The sequence below is a fragment of the Tepidimonas sp. HKU77 genome, from assembly GCF_049728535.1.
Lineage (GTDB): Bacteria > Pseudomonadota > Gammaproteobacteria > Burkholderiales > Burkholderiaceae_C > Tepidimonas.
This window is the reverse complement of record NZ_CP187300.1, coordinates 1,454,167-1,475,227: the sequence shown is the minus strand read 5'-3', so window position 1 is coordinate 1,475,227 and position 21,061 is coordinate 1,454,167. Positions and strand designations below refer to the sequence as shown.

The window sequence follows — 21,061 nt, the reverse complement described above, 5'->3', positions numbered from 1 at the left end:
GCCTCTCGCTTTCAAGATGACATCACCGAGACCCGCCCGCCAGTGGGCGATGGCGGCGCTGGCCATGCTGGCGAGCCTGCCGGCCCTGGCGCAGCATGCTCATTCCCCAGCGGCCGAAGCGCAGACACCGCCCCCGCCGAGCTTCGTGGCCAGCACCGCCAAGTCCTTCGCCCAGTTGATGGACGACGCGATGGCGGTCATGGACCACGGCATGCGTACCGCCCCGATGAACGGCAACCCCGACCACGACTTCGTCGTGATGATGATCCCGCACCATCAAGGCGCCATCGACATGGCCAAGGCTGTGCTGCTGTCCACCAAGGACCCGGAACTGCGCAACCTTGCACTGTCCATCATTGTCGAGCAGCGCAACGAGATTCGACTGATGCAGGCCTGGCTTGCACGGCATGCCGACGATGCCGCCGCCAAGGCCGCAGCGGCGCACCCATCCCACTCAACCGAAACGACACAAGGAACCCGATGATGAAACGACTCTTCCTCGCCCTGCAACTGGTGATGTGCAGCGGCATCGCGCTGGCCGCGCCGGCCCCCGCTGATCGCGTCTACACCGCCGATCAGAACACCAACACGGTGTCGGTGATCGATCCTTCGTCCAACACGCTGCTGGGTCAGATTCGCCTCGGCAACGTGCGGCCGGACGTGCTGTCGCCGCTGTACAAGGGTGAGCTCAACGTCCACGGCCTGGGGTTCTCGCCCGACCACAAGACGCTGATCGCGATCTCCAACGGCTCCAACTCGGTGGCCTTCATCGACACCGCCACCAACCAGGTCAAAGGCATCGCCTACATCGGCCGCTCGCCGCACGAAGCCTTCTTCACGCCGGACGGCAAGCACGTGTGGGCGGTCGTGCGCGGCGAGAACTACGTGTCCGTGATCGATGCCGCGACCTTCAAGGAAGTCGGCCGCATCGAAACCGCGCCCGGGCCGGGCATGGTGCTGTTCCATCCGCAGAAGAACATCGCCTTCGTGGTGCACAGCTTCACGCCGGAGGTGGACGTGATCGACGTGCCCACGCGCAAGGTGATCAAGCGCATCCCGGTGGTCAGCCCGTTCTCGCCCTTCCTGCAGTTAACCCCGGACTTCAAGGAAGTGTGGATGACGCACAAGGACGTGGGCAAGGTGACCCGCATCGACACCGATACGCTTCAGGTCAAGGGCGTGATCGAGACCGGATTCATCACCAACCACCTCGGGTTCGCCAAGACCGCACGCGGCACGCTGGCCTACGTGACCATCGGCGGCGAGAACGTGGTGAAGGTCTACACCACCGACGCCACGCCCAAGCTGCTGGCCACCATCCCGGTGGGCGCGCTACCGCACGGCATCTGGCCATCCGACGATGGCACGCGCATGTACGTGGGGCTGGAAAACGGTGACGCGGTGGACGTGATCGACACCGCCACCGACCGGGTGATCGCTCGCGTACCCGTGGGGCAGGCCCCGCAGGCGCTGGTCTATGTGTCGAACGCCGTGCCCAGCGGCACGGGCACAGCCCACCTCGTGCCCCGCGTCAACGACGAGCCAGTCAACATTACGCTCAAAGCCACGCAGGGAGAGGCCCGCGGCTTCGTCGTGGCGCGCAACCTGGGGCTGGTGGACGCTCTGGAAGTCTTCCTCTTCAAGCTCAAGCCGGAAACGGTGTACAACGTGTATGTGAGCAGCCAGCGTTCGCCGATCGCGAGTTTCAAGACCAACCCCGCCGGGGCGGCCAACGGCACGGTGATCGGCCCGCTGCGAGACGCGGTGACCACCATGTCGTCGAAAACGCCTTCCGTCGCGCAGATTCTCGTGGTCGAAGGTGATGCGGCGGCGCAGGCGTCGAATGCAGTTCTGGTGAGCGCCCGATAGGGCGCGGTTTCCCATCTACTCGAAGAAGGAGACAAACATGGAGCGTGACGACACCCCCCCCTGGCCTGCGCGCCGCCGTGTGCTGAAGACCTTGGGCGCCATCGGCGCCGGTGCCGGCCTGATGGGTCCGACCGCCGAGGCGCTTGCGGCGACTGCGGGTCGCGTCGTGTTGCCGTTCGACAATGGCGAGCGCGAGTTGGTGGCCTTTCCGCAGAAGCGCCCGCTGATCCTGCTGACCAGCCGGCCGCCGCAGCTGGAGACGCCGTTTTCGGTCTTCAACGAAGGCGTCATCACGCCCAACGACGCGTTCTTCGTGCGCTACCACTGGAGCGGCATTCCCACCTCGATCGATCCGCAAAGCTATCGGCTGCGCGTGGGCGGCAAGGTCAACACGCCGCTGGAGCTGTCGCTGGACGACCTGAAGCGTCTGGCCGACCCGGTGGAGCTGGTGGCGGTCAACCAGTGCTCCGGCAACAGCCGCGGGCATTTCACGCCGCGCGCCAACGGCGGCCAGCTGTCCAATGGCGCGATGGGCAACGCACGCTGGACAGGGGTGCCGCTGAAGAAAGTGTTGGAGAAGGCCGGCGTGCAGGCCGGTGCCGTGCAGGTGAGCTTCAATGGCCTGGACCATCCGCCGCTGCAAGGCGAGAGCCCGGACTTCGTCAAGGCGCTCGCGGTCGACCACGCGCTCGACGGCGAGGTGATGCTGGCCTGGGCGATGAATGGCGAGGACCTGCCGATGCTCAACGGCTATCCGGTCCGGCTGATCGTTCCCGGCCATTACGGCACCTACTGGGTCAAGCACCTGTCCGACATTCAAGTGCTGGACAAGGCGTTCGACGGGTTCTGGATGAGTACGGCCTACCGCATTCCCGACAACGCCTGCGCCTGCGTGGAGCCGGGCAAGGCGCCAGCCAAGACCGTGCCTATCAACCGGTTCAACGTGCGCTCGTTCATCACCAGCCTGCGCGACGGCGACAAGGTGCGCGTTGGGCGCGAGACGGTGGTGCGCGGCATTGCCTTCGACGGCGGCTTCGGCATCACCGAAGTCGCCTTCTCCGCCGATGGTGGACACACCTGGACGGAAGCCCGGCTCGGCAAGGATTTGGGCAAGTATTCCTTCCGCGAGTGGAGTGTGGCCTTCAAGCCGAGCAAGCGAGGCGCTCATGAACTGAAGGTGCGCGCGGTCAACCGCATCGGTCAAAGCCAGCCGCTGTCCGCGTTGTGGAACCCGGCCGGCTACATGCGCAACGTCGTCGAGACCACGCGCGTCGTCGCGGCATGAGGAGAACAGGCATGAGCACAAAACAACGTTACTGCCTGCGCGTTCTCGTGGGGATCATATCGGCGACGGCCGCGCTGCCTGCCGCTTTCGCGCTGGACATCACGCTGCCCGCTGAGACGGCCGCATACAAGCCCAGCGAGCTGCCGGGCTACCGGCTGGTGCAGCAGAACTGCATGACCTGTCATTCGGCGCAATATGTGCAGTACCAGCCGTCCACCTCCCCGCGCAGCTACTGGGAAGCCACGGTGAAGAAGATGAAACACCCGTTCGGTGCGCCCTTCTCCGACGAGGACATTCCGGCAATGGTCGACTACCTCGTCAAGACCTACGGCGCCGAGCAGACCACCGCTGCCACACCGGCACCCGCCATGGTGGCCGCCGCGCCGCCCCCGAAGACCGCTGCACCGGCAACCCCCACTACCGCTGCGTCGCTGCAGCCCGAAGCGCTGCTGAAGGCCAACAATTGCACCGCTTGTCACGCCGTCGAGCAGAAGGTCGTGGGCCCTGCGTTCAAGGAGGTCGCGGCGAAATACGCCGGCAAGGCCGATGCGCTGCAGCAGGTGGCCGCCAACATCCGCGCGGGCGGCGCCGGCAAGTGGGGCACGGTGCCGATGCCGCCGTACCCGGGACTGACGCCGGCCGAGCTGGATACGCTGGCGAAGTGGGTGCTGAGCCGCTGACGCCGGTCCGCGTTCCTCATCCCGCCGCCAGGCGTTCGCGCACGCGAGCCAGCCGCGCCGCGGCGTCATCGGCCACCTCGCGCACCTGTGGGTTGCCGCTCAACGCGACCATGGTTTGCGGATCGATGAACGCGACGGTGCTCAGCCCCGGCGTGTCCTCCCGCACCACCACGTTGCAGGGCCTGCCCAACCGGGCGTTGTTCCTGGATCGGCTCAAGCAAGCGCTGGCGAGCGCCCAGCGCCACGGACAGCGGGTGGCGCTTCTGTTTTTGGATCTCGACCGCTTCAAGGAGATCAACGACACCCAGGGGCACGCCATCGGCGACCGGGCGCTCATCGAGATCGCCCGGCGGTTTCAGGCCGCATTGCGAGAGGAGGAAACCCTGGCGCGCCTGGCAGGCGACGAGTTCGTCGTGATTGCAATGGGGGCCAACCAGTCGGCCGCGGCCCTCATCGCCGAACGTATCCAAAAAGCGCTCGCCGAACCTCTCGCAATCAATGGACGGTTTTTTGCGCTCAAGGCAAGTATCGGCATTGCTTTCTATCCAGAAGATGGACGCTCGGCCGAGGAGCTGCTCAAACACGCCGACATCGCCATGTACCGGGCCAAGGCCAGCGGCGGGGGCTATCGCTTCTACCGTTCGGAGATGGGTACGGATTTGGCGAGGAAGCTGGAAATCGTCCATCGCCTGGAAACCGCGCTTGCCGCCGGACGGTTGCAACTCCACTATGGAAGGTCTGCAAAACCTTCCTGCCAGACTGCCGGGATGGGACAATAGCGACATGAAGCAGATGAGTCTGGAGGCGACGATGTATACGGGCTTTGAGCTGCGCACCAAGCGCACCCGCAAGCGTGCGTTTTTGGAGCAGATGGACCGTGTGGTGCCGTGGGCAGAGTTGGTCGCACTCATCGAGCCGTATGCGCCGAAGGCGGGTCCCAAGGGTGGGCGGCCACCCTTTGCGGTAGAGAAGCTGCTGAGGATTCATTTTTTGCAGCAGTGGTTTGGTCTGTCGGACCCGGCGGTGGAGGAAGCCTTGTACGACACGCCGCTGCTGGCGAGCTTTGTTGGTCTGGACCTGGGGGTGGATGTCGTGCCGGATGAGAGCACCATCCTGCGCTTTCGCCACCTGCTGGAGCAACACGGCCTGAGCCAGCGTATCCTCGAGACGGTCAATCGCATCCTGACCGAGCGTGGCCTCATGCTCAAGAGCGGCACCATCGTGGATGCCACGCTCATTGCTGCTCCCAGCTCGACCAAGAACGCCCGCCGTGAGCGCGACCCTGAGATGCACCAGACGAAGAAGGGCAACCAGTGGTACTTCGGCATGAAAGCGCACGTTGGGGTCGACGCCGAGACAGGGCTGGTACACACGGTGGTGGCCACCGCTGCCAACGTCTCGGATGTGACGCAGGCGCATCGGCTCTTGCACGGGCAAGAGACCGACGTCTTTGCCGATGCGGGCTATCAGGGAGTGGACAAGCGAGCGGAAAACCAGGGCAAGCAAGTCGCTTGGCACGTGGCCATGCGGCCGGGCAAGCGCCGGGCATTGGACAAGCGCACTTTTCTTGGCCAGGTGATGGATGCCTTGGAACGCACCAAGGCGCGCATTCGTGCCAAGGGTGAGCATCCGTTTCGGGTACTCAAATGCCAGTTTGGCTACCGCAAGACGCCCTATCGAGGCTTGGCCAAGAACGGCGCGCAGCTCAACGTCCTGTTTGCGCTGGTCAATCTGTGGCTGGCGCGCAAAGCCTTGCTGGCTGCGACGGGATAAGTGCGCCCGCAGTGGGCTCACTGGGGCCGGATGAGGCTGCAGAGGGCCCACGAAGGGGCTTGCTGGAGCCCAAGAACCGTTCAGCATCTGTTTCGATCCCATCCTACGAAACGATATTGACCCTGAACTCGTCGCCACGAACGAGTGGGCGGGGTAGTGCAGAGGTTCCTGAGCAGTGAGCCCCGCTCGGTGGCATTGCCCAGCGCGTAGCGGCCAAACTCGGTGTCCGCCTCCAGATAGCGCACATCGTGACCGGCCAGCGTGGCCTGGTAGGCCACCGCCTTGGCCAAGTGGCTCTTGCCCGTGCCGGGCTTGCCCACGATCAGTGCATTGGCGCCCTCTGCGATGAACTTGAGCGTGTGCAGCTCAAAGCAGGCCGATCTGGGCAGCTTGGGGTTGAAGCGCCAGTCAAAGTCGGCCAGCGTGACCTTCTCATCCAGCCCCGAGCGCTTGTAGCGGCGCTCCATCAGGCGCGTTCGGCGCCGGTCCAGCTCGTCTTGCAGCATGGCGGCGAAGGTCTCCAGGAACGGCTCCTGGCTGGCCTGGGCCTGCATCACGCGGGTCGACAGGGTCTCGGCAATGCCCGAGAGGCGCAATTCGCGCAGCGCGCGTTCGATCTCGGCCAGGTTCATGCCAGGCTCCCCGGTGCGGTGGTGGTGGCAGCGGTGGTACTGGATACGGTTGCCGTGGCCGTGGCTGCGGCGTGCGCGAAGAGATCACCGTACTCATCGACATCGCGGATGAGCCCGTGCTGCTGGGTCAGCTCTGGGGTGGTGAGCACCGCGCCGTTGTCACCGCTGGCATGGGCTTCAATGGCGGCGAGCGCCTGGGCAAAAAGACCCTCGCTCAAAGCCAGCACGCGCTTGTAGCTGTAGATGCCCTGCTCCAGGGCCTGGGCACAGGCGGCGTTGACGCAGTGGGCCGGGTAGCGCCGCACCAGAGCCACGATGCCCCAGAGCTTGCGCTGCCCGACCCGCCCCTCGATGGCAAAGAGCAGCTCACACAGACGGGCCGCATGTTCGCCGATCTCGCTGGCCTGGCGCAGGATGTAGCGGGTCTCGCGCGAGGGGTTGAACACCCGCTCGTCCTGGGGCAGCACGACAGAGCCAGGACGCTCGGCCTTGGGGTGGGTGCGCAGCAGATCGCCCGTGCTGGCCTCACGGATCTCGATGCGCTGGGCGTAGATGCGCACCAGCACCTTCGATCCGATGGCCGCCGGGCGCGCGGCGTAGCTGCTGTGCGCGACGCGCACGCAACTGTCATCGCACACCGTGCGCTCGACCTCGCTGAAATACTGCATGCCCAACAGCGGCAGCGCCTTGAGGTAGGCGCGTTCTTCCTCGAACATGGCCTGCACCTGGCGCCGCTCGGTGCCGTGGATGCGCTTGGCCGCCCAGTTCTTCTCCCAGTGCGCCAGGAACTCGTTGTGGGCCTCGATGGACTCGAAGCGCCGGCCCTTCAAGGCCGTGGCCTGGGTGTGGCCGATAGCGTGCTCGACCGTGCCCTTGCGGTTGGGGTCGCGTACCCGGGCTGGGTCGGCCACCACATGGTAGTGCGCCAGGGTGGCAGCGTAGACCTTGTTGAGTTCGGGTTCGTACAGGTCGGGCGTGATGACGCCTTCCTTGAGGTTGTCCAGCACCACGTACTGGGGGCAACCACCAAAGAAGCGAAAGGCCCGCTCGTGCAGCTCGGCCCAGATCTGGTGGCTGGACTTCCAGACCACGCAGCGAAAGCTTGCCCGCGAGTAGCGCAGCGTGGCCACGAACAGGCGGGGTTTGCGGTACCGATCAGAACCCGGCACCCGGGTGGGAGCGCCTTCGCCGTAGTCGACCTGCATCTCCTCGCCGGGCAGGAAGCTCAGGCGGTCGAACTGCTCGGGCTCCTTCTGGCGCAGTCGGGCCACGAAGCGTTTGACGGAGTTGTACTGGCCGGCAAAGCCGTGCTGGTCGACCAGGTCCTGGAAGATGGCCATGGCGTTGCGCTTGAGACGCAACTGCGCCTGGATGAACTCACGGTGGGGTTCGCACAGGGAGGAAGCCAGTGGCGCAGGGGCAACAGCAGGAGCCGGTGGCCGGGGTGGGGCAGTTTGACTGGCCACCGCCTCAGAGCCGGTGGCCACCCCGGGGCAGTTTGCCCGTTCGGCCGCAAAGCGTTGCCGGTAGGCGCGGATGGTGTGACGGGAGATACCTGTGACCCGCTCGATCTCTCGCTGGCTGGCGTTGGCCTCCAGCAGCGTCCATATGGTGGTTTGCAAGTGTGGCTTCAAGACGTTCACTCCGGTGGTCCCCTCGTTGGTGAGGGGGTGAAAGTAACGTCCTGCCTGTCGGCCAGCGGGCGACCAACATGCCAAGCTCAATGCATCAGGTCACCACTGGTCAGGTGGAGCAATTTGGGTGGCCATAAGTGGAGCACTTTGGGTGGCCGCCGGGGAAGGCATTCTTCCTCAAGAATGCTTGCCACTGAGTCTGCTTCTGCCGATCCTGCGCGAATTCGTCGCTCAATCCGAAAGGGACGCCATCCGGCAGCGGTGTCCTGCGGCGCTCGAAGGTGGCGTGGATCGCCTTGCACAGGAGCGCGCCGTCGAAGTCGGTGTAGCGCGACAAGATCCAGAGATCGAAGTAATCCTTCATGCGGCTGTTGGCGATGCCGAGCGACACCAGTGCCTCCAGCTTCTCGGCGACAACCGTGTAGCGGGGGTAGGCGCGCAGCTTCGGGGCTGGCATGTCCGGCAGCATTACCGGGTAGTCGACGGCCTCGGGGCCGGGCGTCACGGCGTCGCCGAAACCCACGTCGACCTGCACGTGGCATCGGGCACCGTCCAACAGGCCGATCAGCGTGACCCGGACACCGGAGTAGTTGGCTTCCTTGCGGATCTCCTCCGCGTGTACCGAGTCAGGCTGGAAGCGTATGCCGTCGTCCAGTTCCACCGTACAGATGTCCCGAAACGCCGCCTCGACATGCGGGATCTCGGCCGAGCCGAAGCCCAGCAGATCGGCGTCGCGTGTCGGACGATGCGGGATGTCGAACCACAAGTCGAACAGCAGCGCACCTTTCAGCAGGAACTGGTCGGCGTGGGGGGAGATGCTGAGCCGGTAAAGCAGGCGCTCAAGCGCATAGCGGGTCAAGATCAGATTGAAGTCTTGCCGGGTCTCGCGGGCGCGGTTGAGCAGGCGGGCGCGCACCGAGGCGGCCATGTTGCGCTGGTTCATGACAGGCTTTCCATGTAGGGGCGCATCACATTGGCCACACGGCACAGCGCAGCAAAACGCCAAAGTTCATCCATGCTGACGCGCTTGGCACGCCAGGACTCCTGTAGCGCCTCCAGCGCGACATCGAGGCCGATCTTGTTGCGGAACTTGAAGCAGTCAGCCACGGTCCGGGCGACGTTGGTCACGCGCACCGGCACACCATCGATGAGGTGCTCCTCGACCCCCTCCGTCAGCGCGGCGCCAGAGAAGCGCACGATGCGCAGCGGGGGATAGTCCATCTTTGGCGCGCGTGCCTTGTTGGGAATTGCCAGCCAGACCTCGAACGGCGACTGTGTGGTGAGTTCATGTAGGCGCAGTGCCGACAGCAGGCAGACGATGGCTTGCGGGTGCTTGCGTGCCACCTCGGAGAGTGCGCCGTGTTCCGAGACGGCCCGGTCCGGAATTGCGTACAGGCCCCGTCCCACGCGCTGGAGCAGCCCTTGCCGCACCAGCCGCGTGAGGGCGATCGTGGGCAGCCCACGCTCATTGAGATCGCGTGGGCGAATAAGGCCGCGCTGGGCGGCAAGATCCAGAATGCTCTGGTGCGAACTGTCCATGTCGTCATAATGTTGCGAAACGTCGGTAGTTGTCAAGAACTACCGACAAAACACAACGGCCATGGTTTCCTTTGCCTGCCGATGCCGCAATCCAACCGTTTGATTCGTCAGCACGTAACCCATTGATCTGTATAGGTCCACGTTGCAGCCTCTGCGGACTTCGGCCCTTAGCCGGCGAGCGAGGCTGGAGAGAAGAATGGCCAGGAGAGAGCGAAATGGGGCCGAGATGGGCGAGACGACCGGAGGAAGGAAGTCCGCAGGAATCCGCAGGAGTCCCCGCGAACACGCGGGAGCGCGCAATCGGGATAGGGGCGGTCAGGATACCTGACCGGGCCCCTCCCACACCACCCGGCATGCGGGTCCGCACCGGGCGGTTCGAGAAGTTGAGGTCATGAGAGACGGGGAACGCCAAGTTTGTCGAAGTAGGCAATGGTCAGCACCCGGTTGAGCTCGCCCGCGCTATTCCGCCACCAGCAGCGGGAATTGCCTGCCACCCGCTTTGCCACGTGTTCGGACGCGCCTAGGTTGAGCAGTTCCCGGTAGATCGTGCTACCCCGCTTCCAGTGCTTGAGGTGGATCGCCCGTAGTCGGTGGCGCAGCCATTCGTCCAGCGATCGCCAGACGCCCGGTGTTTGCGCCAGCCCAAAGTAGGCTTTCCATCCCAACAGATAAGGTTTCAGTCGCTCAATGACCTCCGCCATGCTGCGTCCGCCTGAGCGCCGGGTCAGTTGCCTCACCCGCTGCTTGAACGTCGCCATCGGCTTGTCGGCCACCCTGCGCTTGACGCCCTCCTTGCCAAACCAGAAGCTGTAGCCCAAGAACTTCCTTCCCTTGACGCTGGCCACCGCACTCTTGGCTTCATTGACCTTGAGCCTCAGCTTGCCGTAACACTTGCGCAGCAGCGCCATGACCCGTTCGCCAGCTTTCCGACTACGGACATAGACGTTGCAGTCGTCGGCATAGCGCGCAAAGCAGTGGCCGTGCTTCTCCAGTACCTTATCCACTTCGTCCAGCATCACATTCGCCAGCAGCGGCGACAGCGGCCCACCTTGCGGCGTGCCTTGATACCGCTCAAACACTACGCCATCGCTCATGATGCCGCTGTTCAGGTACGCCCGTATCAGCCGAATGATTCCAGCATCGTCGATGCGTTTGCGTAGGCGGTCGATGAGGATGTCGTGATTGACTCGATCAAAGAATTTCTCCAGATCGACATCAACCACGATCTTCCGTCCGGACTGGATGTAGCCCTGCGCCGCCAGTATCGCGTCGTGGGCTCGTCGGCCCGGCCGGAAGCCGTAGCTGTACTCGCTGAATGTCGGGTCAAGTAGCGGTTGCAGCACTTGCAGCAGTGCTTGCTGGATCAGCCGATCCGTGACCGTCGGAATGCCGAGCTCGCGCTCGCCACCGTCCGGCTTCGGGATCGTTACCCGTCGTACCGGACTGGGCCGGTACCTCCCCTGCAGCAGTTGTTCCCGAATCAATGGCCACGCCGTCACCAGATGGCGGGCGGTCTGGTCAATGTCCAGCCCATCCACGCCGGCTGCGCCTTTGTTGGCTTTGACTCTCTTCCATGCTCGCCGCAGGTTCTCTCTCGCCAGAACCGCTTGCAGCAGTCCCGGCCCTGTGCTCTCGGTGTCCCGTCGCGGGCCGGCCGCTTCGTCGCTGACAGGTTCCCGCCCGGCTTCACCGTGCGCTACCCCCGCCCGCTCTGCTTGCGCAGACTTCTGACGCCTTGCTTCCAGCATCGACATGGTCTCAAGCACTCCTTCTCGTTCGGCCCTTCGCCCACGACTGGCAGCTACTATGGCCTCTGCTGACTTCTCGCTCCGTGTCACCACGTCGCCCTTTCAGGCATAAGGCGAGATCTCCCCGGGTAAGAACGCACTCCTTCACTGCACAACCGCCGGATTTACGCCGCTTCGCCTTGATCACGAGAGCTTCGCGGATTCATGCCCGCTCGCCCTGCTCGGCAGCGCCTTCTATCCGGTTCTTGTCCATCGGCTCGCAGTTTCGCTCCACGCTTCCTCCCCACACTCGGTCGCCCTCATGCAGTTGCGCTTCGCTTCGTTCGCTGTGATCAACTTACGGTGGGACTTTCACCCACAAGAGTGCGCCCGTGCCGGGCGCACACGAAAAGGCCCAACCGGAGAGGGTTGGGCGCTGAATGGTGGTGGCCTGGGGCGGAATCGAACCACCGACACGCGGATTTTCAGTCCGCTGCTCTACCAACTGAGCTACCGGGCCGTCTAAGTGCTCATTGTAACACAAGCAGGGACGCGACTTCAGGCTGCGCAACGTTTGGCACGCGACAGGTCGACGCCCAGCTGTTTGAGTTTGCGGTACAGGTGCGTGCGCTCCAGCCCGCTTTTTTCGGCCACACGGGTCATGGAGCCGTTTTCCTTGGCCAGATGGAACTCGAAGTACGCCTTCTCGAAGGCGTCGCGTGCTTCGCGTAGGGGGGCATCCAGGTCCAGCGTCTGCCAGCCCAGTCCTGCCACGGGAACCGCCACCCCACAAGCCTTCGGTACCATCCCGTTTAGGGTGTCTCCTTCGTCGGCCGCACCTGCTGGGCGATCGACCAGCCGCACCCCCCCGTCACCCACCGCACTCGGGCTGCCACCGGCGGCCAAGGCAGCGCGTACCGGGGCACCGTTCGCCGGCGGCACCGGCGAGATGCCCCCGTTGCCCGGTTGTGAGCGCGCGGGCCCGCCCATGGCACCGCGGGTCAACCCTTTGTCGACCGCCTGCAGCAGCTTTTGCAGTGTGATGGGTTTCTCGAGGAAGGCCATGGCCCCGATGCGGGTGGCCTCGACCGCAGTATCGATCGTGGCATGGCCGCTCATCATGATGACGGGCATCGTCAACAACCCAGACGCCGCCCACTCCTTGAGCAAGGTGACGCCGTCGGTGTCGGGCATCCAGATATCTAGCAACACCAGGTCGGGGCAGGCACGCTGGCGAAACTGTCGCGCCTGCGCAGCGTTTTCGGCCAACTCGACGGTGTGTCCCTCGTCGTTCAGGATCTCGGACAGCAGTTCACGGATACCCAGCTCGTCGTCGACGACCAGAATGTTTGCCATCGTCTGCACTCACCCCTGGATGGGAGCCCCCTGTTGCCAGTGTTGCGTATTTGCAACCCTGAATGATAGCGACACTTCCGCGCCGACGATAGTGTCGCCCTCGCGCCGGTTGACCAGTTCGACCCGGCCACCGTGCTCGTCCATGATCTTTTTCACCACCGCCAACCCCAGACCCGTGCCCTTGGCCTTGGTGGTGACGTAGGGCTCGAAGGCGCGCTGCAGGATCGTCTGTGCAAATCCTGGCCCGTCGTCGATGACCGACAGCCGCACCCATGTGCCGCTGCCGGAGCGCCGCGTGCGTAGCGTGATCACTCCCTGACTGGCAGCCGTGGCGCTCGCGTCCTGCGCGTTTTGCACCAGGTTGTGCACCACCTGTCGCACCTGTTGGGCATCGGCCAGCACCGGCGGGCAGTCAGGATCGAGATCCAGCCGCACCGGCACGGCAGACGACTCGTACAGGGTGACGATGTCCTGCAACAAGGCGTTGAGGTCCACAGGGGCGAGCTGGGCCGCGGGCAGCCGAGCGTAGTCGCGGAATTCGTTGACCAGCCGCTTCATCGCCTCGACTTGATCGACGATCGTCTTGACCGACTTGTGCAGCATGGCCAAGTCGGTGCCCTGCAGTCGGGGTTCGAGCTTGAGGGCGAGTCTCTCGGCCGACAGCTGAATCGGTGTGAGGGGATTTTTGATTTCGTGCGCCAGGCGCCGCGCGACCTCGCCCCACGCCTGGGCCCGCTGCGCCGAGATGAGGTCGCTGACGTCGTCGAGCACGAGCAGGTAGTCGCCACCGGGCAGCAAGGCGCCGCGCACGACCAAGGTGCGAACCGCGCCCCCAGCGGGTGTGTCAGTATCGGGCTGCAGCTCGTAGGGTTGCTGCCAATGCGCGCCCTCGCCTGTCGGTTCACCGTCGGCGACGAAACGGGCGAACTGCGTCCGTACCCAGGCACCGAAAGGCTGCAGCCCTGGCACAGCGTCCAGCGGCAGGCCCAGGTAGTCGTCCAGTGGTACGCGCAGGATGCGCGCCGCACCGGGGTTGGCGCTGCGCAGCCGACCGTCGGGCGCCATGACGATGACCCCCGCCGTGAGGTTGTCCAGCAGCGTTTGCAGGCTGGCGCGCGCCGCATCGACTTGTTGCATGGACGATTGCACCGCCTGGCGCGCGTCGGCCAGCTCCTGCGTCATGTGGGCAAAGGTACGTGTCAAGCCCGCGAGTTCGTCGCGAGCGGGCAAGGCCACCTTGGGCCCCAAGTCGCCGCGGGCGACGTCACGCATCCCCTCGGCCAGCAGCAGCAGCGGCCGCACGAGCTGGTTACCCAGCAGCACGGCCAGCAACACGGCACCAAAAACCGACAGAAACAGCGCCAGCGTGAGTGTGCCCAGGTACATGCTGCGCAGACCGTCGCGCACCAGCGCGCGTTCCTGATATTCGCGGTTGGCCGCCTGTACCGCCAGCGCGTTGGCCACCAATGCCGCCGGCATGGGTGCGGTCACGTCCAGGTACCGAGACTCCACACCGAACGAGAGGCTGCCAGTGGGCACATAGGCCAACACACGCACGCGCGGCAGTGCCTCGGCCGGCAACCCCAACACCTCGCGCGGGTCGCGCAGGCTCTCCAGCTCCTCCAGGCCCTCGATCCAGGTGACCACCCGCTCGGCGCGGGCCCGGCGCATCAGCGTCGACGATGGGCGCTCCGGCGCCAGCCGAAAGCGCGACGCACCCGCGCTGGCCACCGCGCGCCCTTGGGTGTTCCACAGCACCACGTCGGTGGCGCCCAGTTGCTCGCGCCACCCCTCGAGCATCACACCAGCGGCGCCGTCAGAGCTGTTGGCGATTGCGCCCGCCAGCGTGCGCGTCTTGGCCGCCCAGTCGGCACTCACGGTATCGAGCGCGGTGCGCCCGAGTTCGAGACCGGCGCGCAAGGCCGTCTCTACCCGGGCATCGAACCAGGTTTCGATGGCCCGGTTGACGAACTGGTACGACACCAGGTAGATCAGTGCACCCGGCACCACGCCGACCAAGCCAAAGATGGCCGCGAGTTTGAGCAGCAGCACGCTGCCAAAGCGCCGTCGGCGCAAGCGTATCAGCAGGCGCAGTGCCAGCCAGACGAGCACGCCCGCCAACACGGCGGCCACCCCCAGGTTGAGCACCAGCAAATGCGTGTACGTCTGGGGCCGGACGGCGCGGTGGTCGGTGGCCAGCGTCAGCAGGTAAAACAACACCAGGCCCACGCCCAGGATAAATACCAGCGCCAGCGCCAAAAACCAGCGCAGATGGCGCGCGCGCTGGAGGTCGCGCTGGCGCGCCTCGCTCATGGGCGCGCCTCCGACGTCTCGGCAGATTCGACGTCACCCGGTGCCGGCACGGCCAGCACGGTGCGCCAGACGGGTGCTTCGACAGACCCGCCGGGCAGGATCTGCAAGGGCCGCGGCAGTTGGCGGACATCGAGGCGAAATTCCACCTCCAACCGTTCGTCGCCTTTGAGCCCTTCGGACGGTGCGACACGCCAGCGCTGCACGCGGCGCACGAGCGCTAGCGCCTCGTCCAGGCTGTCCAGGTTGCGGTGCAGCGCCGTGAGAGCGGCGGTGTCCCCTTCGGGTGCGTCACTCTCTTGCACGCTCAGGCGCCAGCGCTGGGTCAGCGGCTGAAAGACCAGGCGGACCGTGCGCACCGCCCGCGCCAGGTGGCGGTCGGTCCAGTACCAGCGTGGACGGCGCAGCTCGGCGCGCCAGACAAAGTGCAGCGGCACCCCGCGTTGCAGCGCATCGAGCAAGGTTATGGGCAATTCCAGCGGGATGCGCGCGTCCAAATACAGGCCATCGGCACCGCGCTCGAGCTGCCAGACTGCGCCGTCGCGCTGGGCCGATGTCGCCACGACAGGCAAGGCCGCCAGACTGGCCACGACCAGCCCCCCGGCTGCGCGCAGCAGTGCGCGGCGGTACAGCGCGGGCGCTTGTGCGCCACGCGGCTCAGGCTTTGGCCCACAAGGCGTAGAAAAATCCGTCCATGCCACGGCGCGCATTGTCGCCCATGGCAGGGCCGAATACGAAGCCCGGCGTTGCATCGGCCGCATCGGCCACCACGCGGCCCGGCAAGAGATGCCCTGGTGCGGGCAGTGCACGCGCATCGGCATGGCGCGCGGCAAAGTCGGCCGCCACGTCGGCGCCCTCGGCCCGAAAGACCGAACAGGTGGCATACAACAGCCGCCCGCCACGCGCCAAGAGCGGCCACAGCGCGTCCAGCAACCGGCGCTGCTGCGCCGCGAGCCGATCGACGTCGTCGGGCTGGCGCAGCCAGCGCACATCCGGGTGGCGGCGCACGATGCCCGAGGCACTGCACGGCGCATCCAACAAAATCGCATCGAACGGCCGCCCATCCCACCAGTCGGCGACGCTGCCCGCGTCGGCCGCGCGCACCGTCACGGTCGAGCCTGCCGCGGGCAAGCGCAGCCGTTCGAGCGTTTCGCGGACGCGCTCGATGCGCGCCGCATCGGCATCCAGCGCCCACAGCTCGATGTCGGCCCGCTCCAGCAGGTGCGCGCTCTTGCCGCCGGGGGCAGCGCAAGCGTCCAGGACCCGCGCCCCCGCGGGCAACCCCGCCCCCAACAGCAGTGGGGCGGCGAGCTGCGCGGCCCCGTCCTGCACCGACACGGCACCTTCGGCCCAACCGGGTAGCCGCTCCACCGGCACGGCTTCGGCCAAAACCAAGCCGTCCTCGCCTATCGGCTCGGCCGCCCAGTCCAGGGCCGCCAGCTGGGCGAGGTAGGCGTCGCGGCTGCCGTGCCGCCGGTTGACACGCAGCACCATCGGCGCGGGCTGATCGTCCGCCTCCAAGATGGCGCGCCAGCGCTGCGGGTGGTCCCGCTGCAGCCGCTCGACCCACCATGGGGGGTGATTCCATCGACCCAGCGGGGTGGCACGGGCTTGCGCGAGCAACGCCTCACGCTCGCGCAAGAAGCGACGCAGGCAAGCGTTGACGAAGCCCGCCAACGCCGGCTGGCGCAGCGGCGTCAGGGCGCGCACGGCTTGATCGACCACCGTGTGCGGGGCGTACCCTGTCCCATCGACAAGCAGGGCCAGCGCCGCCTCCAACAACCCAGCCACCGGCGCGGGTGGCGCCCGCTTGGCCAGCAAGCCCAGCAGCACCTGTGTTTCGCCCCCGCGGCGCAACGCCCCAAACACCAGCGCCTGCACCCCTGGCCGCAGGGGTGCAGGCACCTGAGGCAAAACGGCCGCGAGCGAGCGCCCCTGCCGCACCGCGGCGATCGCGCGCGCCACCACGGCCAACTGGGCCGACAAAGGGACCGATGTCGGCACCACTGACTGGGCCGACCGCACGGCCCGCCCAGCCTTACTCGGTGGCGGCATCCGCATCCAGCGGCGACGCGGACAGCGCGTCCGCCTCGGCGATGGCGCGGCGCTCTTCCTCGTCCATGCGCTCCTTGGCGCGGCGCGCCTCGTGGAACGCCATGCCGGTGCCGGCCGGGATCAGGCGGCCGACGATGACGTTCTCCTTCAGGCCGCGCAGCTCGTCCTTCTTGCCCATGATGGCGGCTTCGGTGAGCACGCGCGTCGTCTCCTGGAACGATGCGGCCGAGATGAACGAGTCGGTCGACAGCGAGGCCTTGGTGATGCCCAGCAGCAGGTTGCGGAAGGTCGCCGGCGTCTTGCCCTCGGCGCGCAGTGCGTCGTTGGTGTTGAGGATCTCGGAGCGCTCGACCTGCTCGCCGGCGATGTAGTGGCTGTCGCCGGGGTTGTCCACCTCGACGCGGCGCAGCATCTGCCGCACGATCACTTCGATGTGCTTGTCGTTGATCTTCACGCCCTGCAGGCGGTAGACGTCCTGCACCTCATCGACGATGTAGCGCGACAGCTCCTCGATGCCCAGCAGGCGCAGGATGTCCTGCGGGTCGGCCGGGCCGTCGACGATGAGCTCGCCCTTGTTGACCACCTGGCCTTCGTGCACGAGGATGCTCTTTTCCTTGGGCACCAGCTCCTCCCAGACCTTGCCATCCGGGTCGGTGATCTGCAGGCGCACCTTGCCCTTGGTCTCCTTGCCGAACGACACCGTGCCGGTGATCTCGGCGAGGATCCCCTTGTCCTTCGGCGAGCGCGCCTCGAACAGCTCGGCCACGCGCGGCAGACCGCCGGTGATGTCGCGCGTCTTCTGCCCTTCGACCGGGATGCGCGCCAGCACCTCGCCGGGGTGGATGCTCTGGCCGTCGCGCACCTGGATCAGCGCGCCCACGGGGAAGGTCACCGTCACCGCGTGGTCGGTGCCCGGGATCTTGACCTCCTTGCCCTCGGCGTCGATGAGCTTGACCTGCGGCCGCACGACCTTGGTGGCCCCGCGCCGCTTCGGGTCGATGACCACCAGCGTCGACAAGCCTGTGACCTCATCGACCTGCTTGGCCACGGTCAGGCCTTCTTCGACGTTTTCGAACTTCACCACACCGGCGAATTCGGTGATGATGGGGCGCGTCAGCGGATCCCAGTTGGCTAGGATGGTGCCGGCCGTGATGCGCTGGTCGGCCTTGACGGCCAGCGTCGCGCCATACGGCACTTTGTGGCGCTCGCGCTCGCGGCCGTTGTCGTCGTGGATGATGATTTCACCCGAGCGCGCGATCACCACCTGCTCGCCCTTGGCGTTGGTGACGTAGCGCATGGTCGGGTTGAAGCCGACCACGCCGTTGGACTTGGCTTCCACGCTGGAGGCCACCGCCGCGCGCGACGCCGCGCCCCCGATGTGGAAGGTGCGCATCGTCAGCTGCGTGCCCGGCTCGCCGATCGACTGCGCCGCGATGACACCGATGGCCTCACCCACGTTGACCAAACCGCCGCGGCCCAGGTCACGCCCGTAGCACTTGGCGCACACGCCGTAGCGCGTGTCACAGGTCAGCACGGTGCGCACCCGTACCTCGTCGATGCCAGCCTGCTCGATCAGGTCCACCGCGTCCTCGTCCAGCATCTGGCCCGCCGCCACCAGCACGCGCTGCGTCTCGGGGTCGACGATGTCTTCGGCCGTGGTGCGGCCCAAGATGCGCTCGCGCAGGCTCTCGATGACCTCGCCACCCTCGACGATGGCGCGCATGAGCGTGCCGTTGGTAGTGCCGCAGTCCTCCTCGGTCACCACCAGGTCCTGCGTCACGTCCACCAGACGGCGCGTGAGGTAGCCCGAGTTGGCAGTCTTGAGCGCCGTGTCGGCCAGACCTTTACGCGCGCCGTGCGTCGAGATGAAGTACTGCAACACGTTCAACCCCTCGCGGAAGTTGGCCGTGATGGGCGTCTCGATGATGCTGCCATCGGGCTTGGCCATGAGGCCACGCATGCCGGCGAGCTGGCGAATCTGCGCCGCCGAACCCCGTGCGCCCGAGTCGGCCATCATATAGATCGAGTTGAACGACTCTTGCTCGACCACGTTGCCGTGGCGGTCGACGACCTTCTCCTTCTTGAGGTGCTCCATCATCACCTTGGAGATCTCGTCGCCGGCCTTGCCCCAGATATCGACCACCTTGTTGTAGCGCTCGCCTGCCGTCACCAAGCCCGAGGCGTACTGCTGCGCGATCTCCTTGACCTCGGCCTCGGCCCGCTCGATGATGGCTTGCTTCTCGGCCGGCACCAACATGTCATCGATGCAAATCGAGATGCCGGCTTGCGTCGCCAGCCGGAAGCCGTTTTGGAGCAGCTTGTCGGCAAACACCACCGTCTCTTTCAGGCCGCACTTGCGGAACGAGGCATTGATGAGCTTGGAGATCTCTTTTTTCTTGAGCGGCTTGTCGATGAGCTCGAACGGCAACCCCTTGGGCAGGATTTGCGACAGCAGCGCACGACCCACCGTCGTGTCGCGCAGCTTGGTCACCGGCTCCAGTTCGCCGGTTTCCTTGTTTTTGAGCCACTCGGTCAGGCGCACGCTGACCCGGCTGGTCAGCTCCACCACACCGGCGTCCAACGCGCGCTGCACCTCGGCCACGTCGGCAAAGACCATGCCCTCACCCTTGCCGTTGATGCGCTCGCGCGTGGCGTAGTACAGCCCCAGCACCACGTCCTGCGACGGCACGATGGAGGGCTCGCCGTTGGCAGGGAAGAGCACGTTGTTGGACGACAGCATCAGCACGCGCGCTTCCATCTGCGCTTCCAGCGACAGCGGCACGTGCACCGCCATCTGGTCGCCGTCGAAGTCCGCGTTGAACGCCGCGCACACCAGCGGGTGCAGCTGGATCGCCTTGCCTTCGATCAGCACCGGCTCGAACGCCTGGATGCCCAAGCGGTGCAACGTCGGCGCACGGTTGAGCAGCACCGGGTGCTCTTTGATGACGTCTTCCAGGATGTCCCAGACGATGGGGGTGCCCGCCTCGACCTCTTTTTTGGCCGCCTTGATGGTGGTGGCGATGCCCATTTGCTCCAGCCGCGCGAAGATGAACGGCTTGAACAATTCGAGTGCCATCAGCTTGGGCAAACCGCACTGGTGCAGCTTGAGCGTCGGGCCCACCACGATGACCGAGCGGCCCGAGTAGTCGACGCGCTTGCCCAGCAGGTTCTGGCGGAAGCGGCCACTCTTGCCCTTGATCATGTCAGCCAGCGACTTCAGGGCACGCTTGTTGGCGCCCGTCATGGCCTTGCCGCGGCGGCCGTTGTCCAGCAGGCTGTCCACGGCTTCCTGCAGCATGCGCTTTTCGTTGCGCGCGATGATCTCCGGCGCCTTGAGCTCCAGCAGGCGCTTGAGCCGGCTGTTGCGGTTGATGACGCGGCGGTACAGGTCGTTGAGGTCGGACGTCGCAAAGCGCCCGCCATCGAGCGGCACCAGCGGGCGCAGGTCCGGCGGCAACACCGGCAGCACCTCCAGGATCATCCACTCGGGCTTGATGCCCGACTTCTTGAACGCCTCCAGCACCTTCAGGCGCTTGGCGTTCTTCTTGACCTTCATCTCGGAGCCGGTCAGGTCGTTGCGCAGTTTCTCGATTTCGGCGTCCAAATCGATGGCCTGCAGCAGCTCTTTGATGCCTTCGGCGCCCATCTTGGCGACGAACTCGTCACCGTACTCGCGGCGCTTGGCGTCGTAGTCGTCCTCGGACATGATGCTGAACTTCTTCAGCGGCGTCATACCCGGGTCGACCACCACGTAGGCCTCGAAATACAGCACGCGCTCGATGTCGCGCAGCGTCATATCGAGCACCAGGCCCAGCCGCGACGGCAGGCTCTTGAGGAACCAGATGTGCGCGCACGGCGCGGCCAGCTCGATGTGGCCCATGCGCTCGCGGCGCACCTTGGTCTGGGTCACTTCGACGCCGCACTTCTCGCAAATGACGCCGCGGTGCTTGAGGCGCTTGTACTTGCCACACAAGCACTCGTAATCTTTGATGGGGCCAAAGATCTTGGCACAGAACAGACCGTCGCGCTCCGGCTTGAAGGTGCGGTAGTTGATGGTCTCGGGCTTTTTCACCTCACCGAACGACCAAGAGCGGATTTTTTCCGGCGAGGCCAGACCGATCTTGATGGCATCGAAGTGCTCGTCGGGCGTGAACTGCTTGAACAGGTCGAGCAAGGATTTCATGGCGTGCGTCCTCGGGTG

Annotated in this window: 15 protein-coding genes, 1 tRNA gene and 1 pseudogene; 6 read left to right on the top strand and 11 right to left on the bottom strand. The window is 65.7% G+C overall.

From position 1 onward, the window contains the following. The first annotated feature begins 16 nt into the window (after window positions 1–16). From ACPP3B_RS07055 to ACPP3B_RS07030, 6 genes are all read left to right on the top strand, one after another. The gene (locus ACPP3B_RS07055) at window positions 17–484 is read left to right on the top strand and encodes a DUF305 domain-containing protein (RefSeq protein WP_424858570.1); all 468 of its coding nucleotides are present in this window, start codon (window positions 17–19) and stop codon (window positions 482–484) included. After that, a complete protein-coding gene (locus ACPP3B_RS07050) occupies window positions 484–1,869 on the top strand; it encodes a beta-propeller fold lactonase family protein (protein ID WP_424860159.1) in 1,386 nt (461 codons plus the stop codon). Before ACPP3B_RS07055 ends, ACPP3B_RS07050 begins: the two co-directional genes overlap by 1 nt. 37 nt (window positions 1,870–1,906) lie before the next feature. Next, on the top strand, window positions 1,907–3,154 hold the full coding sequence (locus ACPP3B_RS07045; protein WP_045785196.1) for a molybdopterin-dependent oxidoreductase: 1,248 nt from the start codon (window positions 1,907–1,909) through the stop codon (window positions 3,152–3,154). An 11-nt stretch (window positions 3,155–3,165) separates the two neighbouring features. After that, window positions 3,166–3,834 carry a c-type cytochrome gene (locus ACPP3B_RS07040; protein WP_221892517.1) on the top strand — a complete coding sequence of 223 codons (669 nt, stop codon included), beginning with the start codon at window positions 3,166–3,168 and terminating at the stop codon, window positions 3,832–3,834. A 125-nt stretch (window positions 3,835–3,959) separates the two neighbouring features. Further along, window positions 3,960–4,613 carry a diguanylate cyclase domain-containing protein gene (locus ACPP3B_RS07035; RefSeq protein ID WP_424858569.1) on the top strand — a complete coding sequence of 218 codons (654 nt, stop codon included), beginning with the start codon at window positions 3,960–3,962 and terminating at the stop codon, window positions 4,611–4,613. 4 nt (window positions 4,614–4,617) lie between these two features. After that, window positions 4,618–5,607: an IS5 family transposase gene (locus ACPP3B_RS07030; RefSeq protein ID WP_424858568.1), complete on the top strand. Its 990-nt coding sequence runs from the start codon at window positions 4,618–4,620 to the stop codon at window positions 5,605–5,607. 167 nt (window positions 5,608–5,774) lie between these two features. On the opposite strand, the pseudogene ACPP3B_RS07025 reads toward ACPP3B_RS07030, so the two are convergent. From ACPP3B_RS07025 to rpoC, 11 genes and pseudogenes are all read right to left on the bottom strand, one after another. Next, window positions 5,775–6,239, bottom strand: a pseudogene (locus ACPP3B_RS07025) (ATP-binding protein); the annotation flags it as partial. Further along, window positions 6,236–7,882, bottom strand: coding sequence for an IS21 family transposase (istA, locus tag ACPP3B_RS07020; RefSeq protein ID WP_045786200.1), 1,647 nt, complete (start codon window positions 7,880–7,882; stop codon window positions 6,236–6,238). The gene istA and the pseudogene ACPP3B_RS07025, both read right to left, overlap by 4 nt. Before the next feature lie 100 nt (window positions 7,883–7,982). Then, on the bottom strand, window positions 7,983–8,816 hold the full coding sequence (locus ACPP3B_RS07015) for a nucleotidyl transferase AbiEii/AbiGii toxin family protein (RefSeq protein ID WP_424858567.1): 834 nt from the start codon (window positions 8,814–8,816) through the stop codon (window positions 7,983–7,985). Further along, on the bottom strand, window positions 8,813–9,412 hold the full coding sequence (locus ACPP3B_RS07010; protein ID WP_024892246.1) for a type IV toxin-antitoxin system AbiEi family antitoxin domain-containing protein: 600 nt from the start codon (window positions 9,410–9,412) through the stop codon (window positions 8,813–8,815). The genes ACPP3B_RS07015 and ACPP3B_RS07010 overlap by 4 nt, the downstream gene beginning before the upstream one ends. A 389-nt stretch (window positions 9,413–9,801) precedes the next feature. Further along, entirely contained in the window at window positions 9,802–11,166 is a 1,365-nt protein-coding gene (ltrA, locus tag ACPP3B_RS07005) for a group II intron reverse transcriptase/maturase (protein ID WP_424858566.1), read from the bottom strand. 417 nt (window positions 11,167–11,583) lie between these two features. Beyond that, window positions 11,584–11,659, bottom strand: a tRNA-Phe gene (locus ACPP3B_RS07000). Window positions 11,660–11,697: 38 nt separating this feature from the next. Continuing rightward, on the bottom strand, window positions 11,698–12,495 hold the full coding sequence (locus ACPP3B_RS06995; RefSeq protein ID WP_424858565.1) for a response regulator: 798 nt from the start codon (window positions 12,493–12,495) through the stop codon (window positions 11,698–11,700). Between the two features lie 9 nt (window positions 12,496–12,504). After that, window positions 12,505–14,808 carry an ATP-binding protein gene (locus tag ACPP3B_RS06990; RefSeq protein ID WP_424858564.1) on the bottom strand — a complete coding sequence of 768 codons (2,304 nt, stop codon included), beginning with the start codon at window positions 14,806–14,808 and terminating at the stop codon, window positions 12,505–12,507. Next, on the bottom strand, window positions 14,805–15,506 hold the full coding sequence (locus ACPP3B_RS06985; protein ID WP_424858563.1) for a DUF4390 domain-containing protein: 702 nt from the start codon (window positions 15,504–15,506) through the stop codon (window positions 14,805–14,807). The genes ACPP3B_RS06990 and ACPP3B_RS06985 overlap by 4 nt, the downstream gene beginning before the upstream one ends. Further along, entirely contained in the window at window positions 15,463–16,860 is a 1,398-nt protein-coding gene (gene rsmB / locus ACPP3B_RS06980) for a 16S rRNA (cytosine(967)-C(5))-methyltransferase RsmB (RefSeq protein ID WP_424858562.1), read from the bottom strand. Before rsmB ends, ACPP3B_RS06985 begins: the two co-directional genes overlap by 44 nt. After that, the gene (rpoC, locus tag ACPP3B_RS06975; RefSeq protein WP_424858561.1) at window positions 16,844–21,043 is read right to left on the bottom strand and encodes a DNA-directed RNA polymerase subunit beta'; all 4,200 of its coding nucleotides are present in this window, start codon (window positions 21,041–21,043) and stop codon (window positions 16,844–16,846) included. The genes rsmB and rpoC overlap by 17 nt, the downstream gene beginning before the upstream one ends. Between the last annotated feature and the right edge of the window lie 18 nt (window positions 21,044–21,061).

Bases quoted from the DNA above. Each gene is read 5' to 3' on its own strand.
- ACPP3B_RS06995 (WP_424858565.1), bottom strand. From the start codon at position 12,495: ATGGCAAACATTCTGGTCGTCGACGACGAGCTGGGTATCCGTGAACTG.
- rpoC (WP_424858561.1), bottom strand. From the start codon at position 21,043: ATGAAATCCTTGCTCGACCTGTTCAAGCAGTTCACGCCCGACGAGCAC.
- ACPP3B_RS07015 (WP_424858567.1), bottom strand. From the start codon at position 8,816: ATGAACCAGCGCAACATGGCCGCCTCGGTGCGCGCCCGCCTGCTCAAC.
- ACPP3B_RS07010 (WP_024892246.1), bottom strand. From the start codon at position 9,412: ATGGACAGTTCGCACCAGAGCATTCTGGATCTTGCCGCCCAGCGCGGC.
- ACPP3B_RS07040 (WP_221892517.1), top strand. From the start codon at position 3,166: ATGAGCACAAAACAACGTTACTGCCTGCGCGTTCTCGTGGGGATCATA.
- ltrA (WP_424858566.1), bottom strand. From the start codon at position 11,166: ATGTCGATGCTGGAAGCAAGGCGTCAGAAGTCTGCGCAAGCAGAGCGG.
- rsmB (WP_424858562.1), bottom strand. From the start codon at position 16,860: ATGCCGCCACCGAGTAAGGCTGGGCGGGCCGTGCGGTCGGCCCAGTCA.
- ACPP3B_RS07055 (WP_424858570.1), top strand. From the start codon at position 17: ATGACATCACCGAGACCCGCCCGCCAGTGGGCGATGGCGGCGCTGGCC.
- ACPP3B_RS07050 (WP_424860159.1), top strand. From the start codon at position 484: ATGAAACGACTCTTCCTCGCCCTGCAACTGGTGATGTGCAGCGGCATC.
- ACPP3B_RS07030 (WP_424858568.1), top strand. From the start codon at position 4,618: ATGAAGCAGATGAGTCTGGAGGCGACGATGTATACGGGCTTTGAGCTG.
- ACPP3B_RS07045 (WP_045785196.1), top strand. From the start codon at position 1,907: ATGGAGCGTGACGACACCCCCCCCTGGCCTGCGCGCCGCCGTGTGCTG.
- ACPP3B_RS07035 (WP_424858569.1), top strand. From the start codon at position 3,960: ATGAACGCGACGGTGCTCAGCCCCGGCGTGTCCTCCCGCACCACCACG.
- ACPP3B_RS06990 (WP_424858564.1), bottom strand. From the start codon at position 14,808: ATGAGCGAGGCGCGCCAGCGCGACCTCCAGCGCGCGCGCCATCTGCGC.